We start from the raw sequence: 15808 nt of genomic DNA, 5'->3' as shown, positions 1-15808 counted from the left end.
ATTGAGGCAAAGGCGCTCTGCTTAGCAAAGTTCACTAAGATTTCAATTACATCAAATTGAGGTTAATTATAAATTGTTTCATTCATTTGACCTTTAACTGGACACTTTTTAAATCTGAGCTTTTTGAAGTTCCGCCGTAAAAAACAGTATAATCTCCAGGTTTTGAAACTAAATCATCCGCTTTTTCGTCGTAAAATTTAAAAGATTCTTCAGAGATTTTTAACTGGATATCTTTTGTTTCTTTAGCTTTAATCAAAACTTTTTCGAAAGCTCTTAATGTTTTTACGGGGGCTAAAGGATCATTATTCCTTTTCACGTACACCTGCACCACTTCTTCGCCATCTCTTTCTGAAGTATTGGTAACCGGAATGGTTACCATGATATTCTCATTAGGATTGATGCTGATTTTGTTCAATTCAGCATTACCAAAAGTGAATTTTGAGTAACTCAAACCGTGGCCAAATGCGTATAAAGGGTCTTCGGTCATATAGCGATAGGTTCTTCCTTTCATATCATAATTTTCAAAACCCTGATGCTTGCTTGTTTTTGAAAGTGCATTATCCAACTGCTCAAGATTTTTGTAAAAAGTAACCGGTAATTTTCCGGAAGGATTGTAATCTCCCGCCAGAACGTCGGCAACAGCAGTTCCACTGGATTGTCCGCCGTACCAGGCATTCAGCAGAGCATCATAATTTTTTTCATCCTGTTGTAAACCAAGCGCACTTCCCGTGCACAGTACGAACACGACAGGTTTTCCTGTTTTTCTAAGCTCAGCCAGCAATTGACGCTGAACTTTCGGAAGTTCTATGGACGTTTTATCGCCACCTTTAAAACCTTCTGCATTCACCAGCATTTCTTCTCCTTCAAGACTTGGGGAAAGTCCGCCAACGAAAATAATTACCTCTGCATCTTTCACTTTATCTTTTACTGAAGCGAAATTTACCGGGTCTTTTCTGTATACTTCAAAGGCAATGCTTACATATTTTCCTTTTTGACTGTGGCGCAATTCTATCTGATATTCTTTTCCTTTCTCCATTTTCACAGGAAATTCCGAAGGATGTCTTGCATCGGGACCTTTTCTTGTAGCGATTTCTTTACCATCAACAAAAAGTGTATAAATATCTGATGTTGCGGCAGAAAATATTACTTCGCCCGAATAACTGCTTTTAAAAATCCCAGAAATTCTTGCAGAAGTATTTTCTCTGGCGACTCCTGGTGCAAGCTGTGTCCCGCCAAAACTGTTGTAGGTAATTCCTGTTTTATTAACGGAAATATTGACCGGCTTTTCTTTGAATTCGTTATTGTTGAAAAACTCTACCTTCATTCCTTTTTCGCCATTCTTCTGGCTTACAAAATTCTGATAAAGCGAAGCTCTGGACGACGGGTCTGCCACTTCACTTCCTTTTTCGTAAATGATTTCAGCATTTGGAAATTTGGCTTTGATTCCGTCTAAAATCGTTACGGTTGAAGAAGGGGTTCCGTTGTAATTTCCCAGCTGCATAATTCCGTCATCGGCATTGGGGCCAACAACAGCAATTTTTTTAATATTCTTATCTAAAGGCAGGACATTTTTTTCATTTTTCATCAGTACAATAGACCTTTGAGCCATTTTTAATGCCTGCTCTTTATGCTCATTAGAATCTACCGTAGAATAAGGAATATTGTTCCAGTGAACTGCAGATTTAGGATCAAGCATTCCCAGTTCAAACCAGCCTTTCAGGATTCTGCGCATCGAAATATCGAGGTCTTTTTCGGTAATTAATCCGCTTGCCAAAGATTTATTCAGATTATTGTAGGTATCTCCGCATTCCAGATCTGTTGAATGTTTTAATGCATCTGCAGCGGTGGTTTTTTCATCAGGATGTGTTCCGTGGTATTTTTCCTGGTAGAAATCTGCCAGAGCCCAACAGTCTGAAACCACCATCCCGTTGTATTTCCATTTGCCACGAAGAATTTCATTAAGCAACGTATTGTTCGCACAGCAAGGCTGACCGTCGAATGCATTGTAAGCGCACATCACTTCTCTTACATTACCTTCTAACACCAGTGCTTTGAAAGCCGGAAGATAGGTTTCATACAGATCTCTTTTGGAGATTTCAGCGTTGTAGGAATGCCGGTTCCATTCCGGACCGCTGTGAACGGCAAAATGCTTGGCACAGGCATGGGTTTTAAAATATTTAGGATCATTTCCCTGCAGGCCTTTTACAGCAGCAACACCCAAAACAGAGGTTAAATAAGGATCTTCCCCATAGGTTTCCTGACCTCTTCCCCATCTCGGATCTCTGAAAATATTGATGTTCGGAGTCCAGAATGTAAGACCTTCGTAACGCCCGGTTTTACTGGCTTCATCAAAAGATTTATTGTATTTGGCACGGGCTTCGTCTGAGATCATTTCAAAAGTTTTTAGATGCTCCGGAACATCCCAGGTTGCCGCCAATCCTATTGCCTGAGGGAAAACGGTAGCGGTTCCTGCCCTTGCTACACCGTGAAGCGCCTCGTTCCACCATCCGTAAGCAGGAATTTCCAGCCGGGGAACTGCTTTGGAATTATCCATCATCATCCCGATTTTTTCATCGGCTGTTAGTAATCCAAGAAGATTTTCAATCCTTTGTTCAACCGGAAGATCGGGATTTCGAAACGGGTATTTATAGTTCTGGGCAAAACTGAGAGTACAGACTACAACTGATATGGTTAATAAAATTTTGTTCATTTAATTGATTTTAAAGCAGATTTTAATTAAATTATCTTAAATATCATTACCGAATATTTCTTTACAATGTGATAAAGACAAATATAAGATTCTATTTTTAATAAATGTACATATTACACTTAATTATAAGTTATAAAGAAAAAAAGTCACCGGAATGACCCGGTAACTTTATTAAAAGCAAATTTTAATTAAATATGATTAAGATTATTGTTTTATAAATTTAGTTTTAATGTTTTCTCCTGAACCGGAAATTTCAATAAAATATACTCCTGTAGGAAGTTTTGAAATATCAATTCTGTTTTTACCCTTGGTCAGTTTTGTATTATAAGAAACTGTACTTCCTTTTGCATCAATAATTAAATAAACTGCATCAGTCGCTTTCCAATCAACAAAAATTTCGGTTTTGGCTGGATTTGGATATAAAATAATATCCCTTTTCGCTGCCATTATATTATCAACTTTCAATGTAGCAAAGCTCAATGGAAGAAAATTATCCGTATATGTATTGTTTTCAGTAAGATATCCCTGGAATGAATTGACTGTTGGTTCATTGCCCGCTGTTACTTTATAAAATCCTGTAACACCGTTTTCTGTTTTCAGTACATATCCTCCCGCGGCCACTTTTATAGATTGATAAACACCATTTATCTGATTGACTGTAATTGCTTTTGGTGTAGATACAGCGCCTGATCCTGTGAATGTTTTACTTCCTGTAGCATTGATTAACACAGGAGTATTCGCAGGAATAACCCCATTAGAAATCTGAGTACAAATTACACTTCCTGAATTTGGCTGCATTGTATATGCTGTAGTTCCCGAAGGAATGGCTGACTGAAAAGGTAAAATAACGATTCCGTATCCATTGAAGGTTCTTGTATACGCAGCAGAATTTGCTGTAAAACCAAAAGGTACCTGAAAATCTTTACCCAAATCAGAAAGACTAAGATTTTGACAGAAATTGCCTGAAACTACATTGACATTAGTATTGCTGACACTTCCGTTCACATAAAAAATACTGTTACGATTGGCAGAAGCATTAATCCAGGTATCTGCCGATGTGTTTCCTGTAACATCTCTGAAATCTACGGATGTATAATATTCATTTTCCAGGGCATCCATAAGATTACTGTCGGTAAGCGAGTAAGCCGCTGCAAATTTTGACGCTCTCTCATTACCTATATTGAAATAAACATCACCTAACGTGAGGGTAAGAATGGAGCTGTAATTTCCGCTTCGAAGTCCAATAATTCCTTTGCAGCCATACGGAAGAACTGCTCTGGAAATATCAAATACCAGATTGAAACTTCCCGAACCCGGTGCAGGAAATGCGACACTGCCATAATTATGATTTCTTACCGTTCCGTTGGCATCAACGTAATATAATGTCGTATTGGAAGAAGTCGGCAAGTTGCTCGTTGTATAGTTTAATACATGAAAAATTAACTTATTGTAACGGTCGTCAAGATTTAAATATCCGCTGTTGGCGTCTGTGTTTGAGCTTATCAACGGAGTGGAATTATAGAACGTAACCGTTTTTCCGCTCAGCTGATAATTAGTCCCAAATGCTGAATTGGTCGGGAGCTGAGTTTCAATTTTATTATAATGAACATCACCACCCGTCATTAATGATAACGGTCTGTCGCCACTTTTATTAAAAACAAAAGTCATTACACTGGAAGGGCTGACCTGAACCGTCGGACGAAAACTCGCCGTACTGAAAGAAAAAGGTGATGAAGTCATATTCAAGGATTGTGACGTGGTGGTCTGGACTCCCGAAGTCGTAAAAAATGGCAGATCAACTTTAAGATCATAGGTATTTGAAGAGGAATTGATAACAACAAGGGTGATCTGGTTGCCGTCCAACGAAATATAAGAAGAACCTTCCAACGTTCCGGTTGAGGTTTCCCATTTTGCATCAATTCTGGTTTTGCCTGTGGTATTTTTAGCATATTGGGATAAAATATATCCTCTTTTGGTCATTTCCCCGGCAACGGTTCCGTATGAGCCGTCTCCCATCAGTCCGTAATATCTTTTTGAAGCGTAATGAATCCACGCATTTACATTTCCAAGCAACGCATTATTGACACTTTTTGCGAACGTGAAACCATCGGTATCCCATAAAAAATCTCTTGGCGTCTGGCTGCTGGGAGAATTCCAGTTGATCAGATATTCTGTCTGCCATATTTCTTTGTTATGATTCTGAAACTGCTTATAAACAGACTGCATGGAACCGTACTGATGACCTCCGTACACTTCAAAATTTGCCATTACCAGAGGATCTAAGAAGGCATTGGCATAATTATCCGTAAAACCTACACTTTCCGGCGCAATGACCTTACAGTTGATAAGCTGACCGTAGTTTTTAACAAAGCTTGCAATTTGGGCCGGTGTCCAGATACAACCCTGATACTGAGCCATTTCATCGGGCTCATTTTGTATAGAAATATAATCCAGTGCAACACCGTTATTTTGCAAATAGGTCACAAAACTGTTGAGATACAGGGCATAATCCTGATATTTTTCCGGCTTAAGATAGCCGACTTGCTGTACGCCGTTTGGATCGGTATATACTGCGTTCACGTGGTTATTGGTTTTCCATTCTGCAGGCATCGTCCATGGGCTGGCGAATATGGTAAGTCCCATAGATTTTGCCAGCTGGGCTGTCGCAAGGGCTGCACTCCAGTTGCTGCTTTGTTCAGGAATATAAAGACGCATGATATTATATCCTGCTACACTGCCTGCGCCCCAAAGCTTCTGTATTTCTGTGGTCGTCATGTGGTTGTACCCAAACTGCGGACTGCAGACAAAGCCACCGAAACCTGTTATTTTCTGGTAAGCAATACTCTTGTCAATCTTTACTTTTGCCTGCAGATTTTGTGCATTCAGCTGTACTGAAACTGCAATACCTGTAATCATTACAAGTACTAATTTGAAGATTTTTTTCATAGTAATAAGTTGTTTAATTTGTGATGTTAAATGGGTCTAATGAATAGGTTTAAGGTTATCGCTAATTAATATTTCAGCTTCTTTTTCTGAAAATTATCCCTTCATTAGATTCACAATCATTAATTTTCAACAATTATCATCTTCATTTATTTTTCTGAATAATCACTCTGAGGAGCTCCCAGATAACTTGGTTTAAGACCTCCCGTATCAATCAGTATTTTCTCTAAAACAATTCCCGGTTCCAGCACCCTGAATCTCAACGTATGTTTCCCAGGTTGTGAAATCTGATGTTTTGTCACTGATTTAATGATGTGTTCCGACTGCCATTTTCCTAATTCTCCGCGGTAGTGTCCGTTGAAATTGACGGTCTCCGGTTTTCCTCCGTCAAATGAAATTTCATAGCGTAATCCTTTATTATGATTGAAATTTAAAGTCGGTGCCAACAGGAGCTGAACTTCAAAATTCCCTTTAGATTCAAAATTAATATCATATTCCAGGTAAATGTTTTCATCGGATTTCGGATAGGCATTCTGTGGAAAAGTAGTGATCCCGGATTTTGTCTTCCCGAAATCTGGAATAATTTCCCAATGAATCCTGCCTGAATTACTCATTCTTGCAAAATTTTCCGCTTCAATAGAAACATAGCCGTTTTTTTCTGCAAATACTTTCTCTTTCGGTACATCGGCCCCGGAAATATAAGTCACTTCAGGCATTACATTTGCTTTTCCGTCAAACCATGCTTTGTAACCTATCTTCATCTGATCCATCATATGTGTCCATTTTCCATGGGCAATTTCATTGTTATATTTATTGTCGAGATAAGCATTTCTTTCAAAACATTCTTTCACTTTATCTGCATAATCATTGGCCTGAATATCTTTTTTGGCAGCTAACTCTTTATTTTTAGCCACGGCATAATACATTTCATATAAATTGCTGCACGCATCGATCGGATAAAGAACCAACTGATAATAGGCGTCCTGATATTGTGCAGGAATCTGGTCTTTCAGACGTAATGCATCCACCGCCAACGCTCTGTAATCGTTCAGCACCGTTTCGAATTCATTATAATTTTCAAGGCTGAATGTTTTGCTGTCAAGCGTTTCCGGAGTTACTCTGCGATTGTATTTTGCATACAGGTTAATCATTCTTGCAATTTCCTTTGAATGTTTCTCTCCAAACTGCTGTGCAGCCCATTTTTCGGTATATTCTAAAAGGTTTTTAGAGTTAAACTGTTTCGGATTCCAGGCCATTTCCAAAAAGAAGCTGATTGGGAATTCCATTGGTTTTAAGTCGCCCACGTTGACTACCCAAACTTTATCCACTTTATGCTCATACGAAAGATTCATCTGTTCCCAAACCCGTTGAATCGGACTGATATTGATCCATTTAGAATTTCTCGGCCCGCCCACATAATCAAAGTGATAATACATTCCGTACCCGCCTTTATGCAAGGGTTTTGAAAGATCCGGAAGCTTTCTCACATTGCCCCAGTTGTCATCACAAAACAATAGAATTACATCATCCGGAACTCTCATTCCTTTGTCATAATAGTCCTGGACTTCTTTGTACAAAGCCCAGACCTGCGGCGTTTTGCTTGGATTTTTACCTGTAACATCCTGGATGATTTTGCGCTGATCTCTAACGATGTTTTCAAGCAAAGAAATATTGGTTCCCTCTCCCATCGCCTCATCGCCGTCGCCACGCATTCCCACTGTGACCAGCTTTTCCCAGTTTTTACTTCTTACAATTCCGGCTTTCCAGAATTCCTGCAACACTTTAGAGTTTTTAGAATAATCCCAGACATTCGGAAGGTTATTTCTTTTGATATACCGGTGCCAGTCGGTCTGCGCCTGCGCCATCGGCTCGTGATGTGAAGTTCCCATTACGATTCCCATTTCATTAGCTAATGGTCCGCTCAAAGCATCATCGTCGTAAAATGCTTTCCCCCACATGGCAGGCCACAGATAGTTACCTTTCAGACGAAGGATCAGTTCAAAAACCTTTTCGTAAAACTTAGAATTAATCCCGCCAAAAGTGGCTCTTGCCCAGCCTCCGAGTGAAGGTTCTTCGTCATTCAGGAAAATTCCGCGGTATTCTACGGCGGGTTCTCCATCGGTATAAATTCCTTTTTTGAAATATAAATTTTCTTTCGTTTCAACCGGAACATCGGCCCAGTAATTCCAGGGCGAAACGCCAATCTGCTGTGACATTTCGTAAATTCCGTAAATGGTTCCTCTCTTGTCGCTACCTGCTATCACAATGGCTTCCGAAACGCCCGGAAACGGATTACTTACATTCTGGATGATGTACTTTTCTGTTTTTCCGTTTAATGATTTCCCATCGATCTTTTTCTGTTTGATTAAATCATCAATCACCGATTTTGTTCCGACTGTTCCGATGATAATTAAAGGAGAATTGATTCCGGAAATCTGATTTAAAAATGTGGGCTGAGTTCCCGTGACTTTCTCAAAATCAGACTGCAGATTTTTGACCGCTCTCATAATTCCTGCGTCGATGTTATTGTTTGTAAATATTGAAATGCTGACTGATTTGTCTTTCAGAAGAATGGATTCGTTAGTCTTCTCTGTTGTGATAAACCGTTCGGTTGCCTTTATATGAGAATAAGCACCAAACAACAGTACAAAGAAAAATAGTATCGTTAATCTGTTCATAATCTTTATCTTTTTATCTTATTGAAACCTTATAGGTTTTGAAAACCTATAAGGTTTAAGTTAACATTTATCAGTTGCGAATTGCACGCAGCCCGGCTTGAACGGAGCTCTTTTTGTGAGGAGGAACGACGAGCAAAAAAGCGGGAGTGGAAGACGGATAAAGCTGCCCAAATTATTCCTGCATTAATTTGTCAACACAAATCCTCCATTCGGCTGAATTTCAATTTCAAACTCTCCTTTTTTATTGACTGAAACTGATTTTTTAAACGTGGCTTCATTTTTATCATCATTAATTAATTCCAGATTTTTATTAACTAACATTGGGAGATTAATCTTCAATTTTTTCACCGTTTTTTCTGCATTCACTCCTGCCACGTACCATTGATCCTGATGTCTTCTTGCGATCACCGAATATTTCCCTGGATAGCCGTCGATGAAAATTGTTTCATCCCAAAGCGTCGGAATACTTTTCATAAAATCAAGCTGGAATTTTGGAACATCGGTGAGATTGTTCGGCATTACCGCAAACATCTGAATGGGATTCTGAAAAAGAACGGCTGTGGCTAACTGAAATCCGTCGGTCGTCAATCTTTTATTTTTATCCTTGTTGGATTTCGTTAAAAATCTATTGAGAAAAGTTCCGCCAAATTCCATACTTCCGACCGTATTTCTGATAAACGGATGCAGGGTGGCAAAAAAAGCTTCCTGCTTGCGGACATCTTCTGAAAAATAAAGCATTTCTGAGGCTAAAACGGCTTCACTTCCTGCATAATTCGGGTACATTACTTCCCAACCTCTCGGTAAAGTGGCGCCGTGGAAAATAATAGTCAGACCAAAATCGTTGGCATCAGATAAAATATCTTCATACAGACGCATGGTTTCCTGTTTGTCACCTCCGAAGAAATCGACTTTCAGGCCTTTTACACCAAATTCCTTCAGCCATTTCATTTCTTTTTTGCGTTCGACAGAACTGCTCATTTTGTTTCTCGGTCCCATCGGCGCATCGTTGGCGGCTCCGTTGGAATTGTACCAAAGCAATACTCCAACATTTTTAGATTTTGCATACTGAATGAGTTCTTTCATCCTGTCTTTCCCAATATTCTTATCCCAAAGCGCATCAATTAAAATGAATTCATAACCGAGTTTTGATGCCAAATCAATAAACAGACTTTGATCATCATAGTTCATACTGTTATCCTGCCATAGAATCCAGCTCCAGGTAGAACGTCCAAACTGATATTTCTGTGAAGGCTCGTAAAGCGGCTCTACCACATCAAAAGGAATGGTAGTTTCCACAATAGGCTTCAACGAATCTCCAATCGTAATCGTTCTCCACGGTGTTTTTCCCGGAAGAGAAATCGCTGATCCCGAACTTCCGAAACCATTGTTTTCTGCCGTATCCGGATAAGCAACTCGGTAAAGATTTTTATCTGAAGTGGTTTCAAGATGAGAAGCACAATACAAACTGTTCACTCCGGTCTCCGAAAGTAAAACCCAGCCCTCGTTTCCGATATGAAAAAGCCCGGGGAAAACGTAACCGTAATCGGCTTTCGTCCCCAATTCCGCATCAGCTTTATAACCGCTCTCGTAGCTTGGTGCTGTTCGGGCAAAACCAGTCATCGGCTTCATCATGGGCGATAGGAATGTTGTAGTCTGAGCTGGAAACCTGTATCCTGTAACTTCCGATTGTACAACAGCGCTGAAACGGTCTTTCATTGGCGGAATATCATATCGGAAGGCAATATTATTATCACTAATCTGAAACTCAATTCCGATATTGAACTGATCTGCATTCATGAAATTGACGGTCAACGTATTCGCTTTATACTCAATGTCAGATTTTTTTATTTTTTCGTTGCTGTACTTTTTGGAAATTAAATCCTTTTTAGTGTTGATGAATTTTAAATTCTTAGAAAAATCCGATTCATTAGTGATCAGTCCCAACGGAGATTTGTCGAGCATTGTTTTTCCCTGAAAACTTACAGAGTACATTGCTTTTCCTCCTTCTGAAAATACATTCAGCTTCAGCTTACCGTCCGGACTGGAGACTTCCGTGACCTGCGCTTTAACTTCCGATAAAAGACAGAAGCTTATGAATAATAGAAATACGAGTGTTACTTTTTTCATTTTAAAATTATTTTGAAAACAACCAATAATCAAGAAACATGATATCTTTTTCCGCTTTACCATTGAAGACGAAATAAAGATTGTGAAGGCCTGCAATTTTGTTGGATACGTTAACTGTAACCGTTTCAAAACGATCATCGCCACCGGTCAGTGGAACTTTTACAGTTGCGGCAATTGGTCCGTCCAGACTGTCTAAACGAACATCCATGGTGACACCGCTGTTATGTGTAGTTCCGACTCTTGCAGAAAAAGTCGTTGCGCCGTCTTTTCCGAAATCAACATTTTTCACACTTGAGTAAGCACCGTTTTTCTTTGCTTTGATGAAAACGCCCGCCGTTTTGTTCTGATACGATTTTACATTCTCTGACCAGGCAATCATTTCCGCCTGATTGAATGAATAAGGATTAATGGCTGCAATTGCTTTCATAATGCCGTTGGTCATTTTAAAAGATGAAATGGAACCGTCTTTATTGAAATTAAGCTCCTGAACACTTACTGATCTTGTGAATCCGCTTCCTCCCGGCAATGCGCCGTTGTGATAGAAAAAGTAGGTTTTACCCCTGAAATCAATCACTCCGGGATGATTGGTAAAGGATTTTCCTTCCGCAGGCATTATAATTCCGCCATATTTCCACGGACCTTGTGCACTTTTGCTCGTCGAATAGCCTATAAATTCAGGAAGCGGACCGCCCGGCCAGAACAGATAATATAAATTTTTACGTTTGTACAGCCACGGACCTTCTTCATATTTGGTAGGTCTTTCGGGATTTCCTTCTCTTTTGCCGAAAGCTTCTTCAGTCATCGGAACCTCAACAATATCACCGGAATAGGAAATCATATTTTCATTCAGCTTTACATATTTAAGTTTCGGATTTCCCCAGTACATATGCGCCTGACCATCATCATCAATAAAAACTGTTGGGTCGATATCACCCCATTCGCTCTGAACTAAAGGTTTTCCCAGCGGATCGTGGAATGGCCCAAACGGACTATCGGCAACCGCTACTCCAATCGCACCTTTATTATTGGTTTTGGAGATCATCGGAACATACATAAAAAATTTTCCGTTTCTTTCGATACACTGCGCTGCCCAGGCATCACGTTTTGCCCAATCGAAATCGTTGTAGGAAAGAATCACGCCATGATCTGTCCAGTTCACCATATCATTGGTAGAAAATACCTTCCAGTTGTTCATCGTAAACCATGTAGAATCGTCTTCATCGTGCGTCGTGTAAACATATAATCGATCGTTGTAAACCATCGGAGCAGGATCTGCAGTATAGGCGGTCTGAATGATGGGGTTTTGCGCGGTTACAATTCCTGCGCAACCCATCAGTAAACTACTTATTATCAATTTTATGGTATTATTCTTCATTTTTAAATATTTCTATGATAAATACTTTAATTTGAACTGAATTTCCACCAGTCGAAGTAGAAAAGGTCTTTGTTTCCTTTAAATACAAAGTATACATCGTGAACGCCTGTTATATTTTTCACCGGAGATTTAATCGTTTTGAAGAGGTCGCCTTCAGCCTTTCCTGTTACCTGAACGGTTCCTGATATCGGTCCGTCCAATACATCAGTATGGATTTCTATGCTTCCGCCATTCATTGAGGCAACTGATATTTCCAGGAATTTTGTTCCTTTCGAAAAATCAACGCCCTGAACTTTGATATAATCTCCATTGTTAATTGATGAAACAACAAGACGATCCGTTATTTTTTTGCCGGTATCGTAGGGATTATTCCTTTCCCATTCGGTCATTTTTTCTGTTTTCAAGCCTTCACTGTAAGCCATGGTTTCCGCTTCAACTTTATTGTAAGGATTTAAAACTCCAATTCTTTTTACGCCTTCCGGATTCCAAAAAGGTAATTTTTGAATGGTGCCATCGGCATTATAAATCATTTCGCTTACACAGATGGAACGGCGCTCGTAATGCTTGCTTATTGTTTGTTTTCCCAGATTGTAATTGAAACCGAAAACGTAAGTTTTTCCTTTATAATCAATAATTCCGGGATGATTTCCGTTGGAGCGTTTGTCGCTGTCCATAATCATTCCTCTGTATTCCCACGGACCGGTTGCCGATTTGCCCATTGCATACCCGATTCCTTCAGGACAGCACGTTGAAGCATATGCCATATAATAGTTTCCGTTGCGTTGCCAGACCCAGGGACCTTCCTGATAGTGAAAAGGATCGGGAGCATCTTTTACTTTGGCAATCGACGGGTCTTTTACAATAGATCCGTCCACGGAAATCATATCTTTATTCAGCTTTACATACCATAAATTAGGATTTCCCCAGTACAGATAAGCCTGTCCGTCATCATCGATGAGTACGGTTGGATCGATATCGTCACTGGAATTTTTCACAAGAGGTTTCCCGATAGGATCTTTAAAAGGACCATACGGACTGTCTGCCACCAAAACCCCGATTCCTCGTTGTCCGGGCATCGGGCAATATATATAAAACTTGCCGTTTCTTTCGATGACCTGAGGTGCCCAGGCTCCATTTTCGGGATCGGTCCATTTAAAATCCTTTAGAGAAGCTACAACACCGTGATCGGTCCAGTTGACCATATCAGTTGAGGTGTACAGCAACCAGTCTTTCATTTTAAATCCAAATGCATCATCTTCGTCGTGGCTTGTGTATAGAAAAACAGTGTCCTTGTAAACCATCGGTGCCGGATCTGCCGTGAATTTTGTCTGAATAACAGGATTTTGCGCAGAAAGCCACGACCCGCCAAACAATAATCCTATGTTTAAAGTATATTTTAAGAGTGTTTTCTTAATCATAACCGAATATTTTTCATTAATAGTTAGAATAATCTAGTTTATCTTGGTATGTCAAGAGTTAATTATCTTATTTTAGAACATCACTTTACTATTTTTACCCGAATAAGTCACCGTTTTTTGCTGACCATTTGGAAGAATAATGATGAAGTTTCTGTTTTCAATCATTCCTTTGTATTTTCCTTTTCGGGCATTTATGGTAAGTGTCTGGGATTTTTCATTCCAATGCATTGGTATTTCTGTGTAATCTCCTTTCTCGTAATTGTAATTGTCGAATTCGTCTTCATATAAAACAAAATCGGCATCTGAACCCGGATAGATTTTTAAGGTTAAATTATCCCATTTTTTCTCAGTTGCATATTGAACATCAGGCCCGAAAGGAATAATACTTCCACCTTTTACATACAATGGAATATTTTGGATATTGACTGTTTTTTCAATTTCCTGCCCACCCTTGTGCTTTGCATTCGTCCAGTAATCAAACCATACAGAACCGGATGGGAGATAGACTTTGACCGATTTATTCTGTGTGAAATCTACATCAGCAGCGGAAGCCCCTTTTTTAGTTTCTTCTTTTTTATCCCAACCATCTTGCTCGTTTGTCTTTACTATTTTTTCAGGAGTATATTGTGCATTCAGTACAGGAGCAACCAGGAAGGATTTTCCAAACATATATTCATTATTGATGTTCCAGGTCTTTTTATCTGCTGAAAAATCCATTGCAAGCAGTCTCATAAAACTTGACTGATTTTTAGAAACATCCCAAGAAACGGAATACATATAAGGCAGCAAACTGTATCTTAACCTGATAAATTTTTCAACGGCATCATATATTGGTTCTCCTTTTTTCCCGAACTGATAAATTTCTCTCGGCACATCGGTTCCGTGTGAACGCATCATCGGGGTAAATGTTCCATATTGCAGCCAGCGAACATACAGTTCCTGAAACATCGGATTTTTTGATCCTGAACTTTCATTCCAGCCTTTTTTATACGTTCCGGCAAAGAATCCGCCGATGTCCGAATTGAAATTAGGATTTCCAGTGAGGGTAAAATTCAGACCTGCCGGAACCTGATTCCGTAAAGATTCCCACGAAGAATTAACATCACCTGACCATGTATTGGCCCCATATCTCTGCTGACCGGCAAATGCTGATCTTGTGAGAATGAACACTCTTTTGTCTCTCGTTGTCGCTCTCTGGTGGTCATAAACGCCACCAACCGCCATCAAAGGATAAGCATTTCTTACTTTTCGGAACGAACCCAAATAGGTTTTGGTGTCTAAATCTTCCGGTTTCTGGCTAAGATGATCAGGTTCTGTAGAATCCATCCACCAGGTGTCTACACCAAGGCTGAAAACCCCTTTGTTCAGATATTTCCAGTAAATGTCTCTTGCTCCGGGATTGTAGGCATCATAAACACGCACTCCGGAAGGATAATTCATATCTGGAGGCCATACTTCTCTGCCAGATTCGGGCCAGGTTTTGAAATTGAAAAGCATTCCTTTTTTGTCCATTTCACGATATTGATTCGTCATCGGTCCGAATGACGACCAGATGGAAACAGACAAATGCGCATTCATCCCGTGGATATCATTAATCATTTTTTTGGCATCAGGAAAATCCGGGCTGATAAAATCCATCGCATTCCACTGGTAATTATTTCCCCAATACTGCCAATCCTGAATAATTCCATCTAAAGGAACTTTCAGATCACGGTATTTTTTTACGACATCAACAATTTCATCCTGACTTTTGTAGCGTTCTTTACTTTGCCAAAAGCCGTAAGTCCATAGTGGGAACATCGGGACATTCCCTGTCAGATTTCTCATTCCGGCAATGACGCCATCGGCATTTTTTCCGTAGATAAAATAATAATCAACACCCTCTCCAACTTCCGAAGAGAATGATGTTTTGTCTGGTTTATCGGTAAACTGAGTTGGCGAATAATTATCCCAAAAAATGCCGTAACCTTTTACAGACTGGAAAAAAGGCACAAAATCCCATGTATTGTTTTGCACCATTCTGATGTCCTGATTCCGTTGGGATAATTTACCGTTTTGAAGAATTCCCAAACCATAAATCGGCTCGTCTTTTTCCAACTGAAAAAACTGGGTTACAGAATAAGTAGGATTTCCGGCATCATTAAAAGGTTTAAAATCACTTCCTTTTTCCTTCAGAAGCTGTTTTCCGGATACTGTGGTGTAAGCTATTTCTCCGTTTTTTGTATTAACGGATACTTGTAAATCATTCGTTTTTATTACTATAACATCTTTATTTTCTGTAACAGAGAATTTTGTTTTTTGTTCATGTTTAATAACAGATAAACTGTTTTTGATGAATGATTTTCCTGCTGGATATTTGATGATCCGGACCGTATGCAGACCGTAAAATTTCACTTCCACATTCATATCAGCAGTAGAAAAACTTAGTCCTGTATCAGTTTTTTTGTATGACTGCGCGTTCGCATATTGCCCAGTTATGGACACCAATGTGATCGTGGTGATGTATGCTTTTATTTTCTTAAAATTCATTCTTGTTATCATGATTTGAATTAATTTT

At 39.4% G+C, this 15808-nt stretch carries 7 protein-coding genes; all 7 read right to left on the bottom strand.

Features of this window, described 5'->3' with window-relative positions; genetic code table 11:
- Positions 1-82 precede the first annotated feature (82 nt).
- The gene (locus ATE47_RS03245; protein ID WP_062160607.1) at positions 83-2710 is read right to left on the bottom strand and encodes a glycoside hydrolase family 3 C-terminal domain-containing protein; all 2628 of its coding nucleotides are present in this window, start codon (positions 2708-2710) and stop codon (positions 83-85) included.
- A gap of 204 nt (positions 2711-2914) precedes the next feature.
- Positions 2915-5656, bottom strand: coding sequence for a T9SS type A sorting domain-containing protein (locus ATE47_RS03240; RefSeq protein ID WP_062160606.1), 2742 nt, complete (start codon positions 5654-5656; stop codon positions 2915-2917).
- A 146-nt stretch (positions 5657-5802) separates the two neighbouring features.
- The gene (locus ATE47_RS03235) at positions 5803-8331 is read right to left on the bottom strand and encodes a glycosyl hydrolase 115 family protein (RefSeq protein WP_062160605.1); all 2529 of its coding nucleotides are present in this window, start codon (positions 8329-8331) and stop codon (positions 5803-5805) included.
- A 183-nt stretch (positions 8332-8514) separates the two neighbouring features.
- Positions 8515-10458 (bottom strand): glycoside hydrolase family 97 protein, encoded by a 1944-nt coding sequence (locus ATE47_RS03230; protein ID WP_062160604.1) that lies wholly within the window; start codon positions 10456-10458, stop codon positions 8515-8517.
- A gap of 7 nt (positions 10459-10465) precedes the next feature.
- On the bottom strand, positions 10466-11833 hold the full coding sequence (locus ATE47_RS03225; protein WP_062160603.1) for a glycoside hydrolase family 43 protein: 1368 nt from the start codon (positions 11831-11833) through the stop codon (positions 10466-10468).
- Between the two features lie 26 nt (positions 11834-11859).
- On the bottom strand, positions 11860-13251 hold the full coding sequence (locus ATE47_RS03220; RefSeq protein ID WP_062160602.1) for a glycoside hydrolase family 43 protein: 1392 nt from the start codon (positions 13249-13251) through the stop codon (positions 11860-11862).
- Between the two features lie 72 nt (positions 13252-13323).
- Positions 13324-15792, bottom strand: a complete 2469-nt coding sequence (locus ATE47_RS03215; protein ID WP_228376315.1) for a glycoside hydrolase family 31 protein — start codon at positions 15790-15792, stop codon at positions 13324-13326.
- Positions 15793-15808 lie beyond the last annotated feature (16 nt).

The sequence above is a fragment of the Chryseobacterium sp. IHB B 17019 genome (assembly GCF_001456155.1).
Lineage (GTDB): Bacteria > Bacteroidota > Bacteroidia > Flavobacteriales > Weeksellaceae > Chryseobacterium.
The sequence above is the reverse complement of the archived record's forward strand: the minus strand, read 5'-3'. Positions and strand labels throughout refer to the sequence as shown.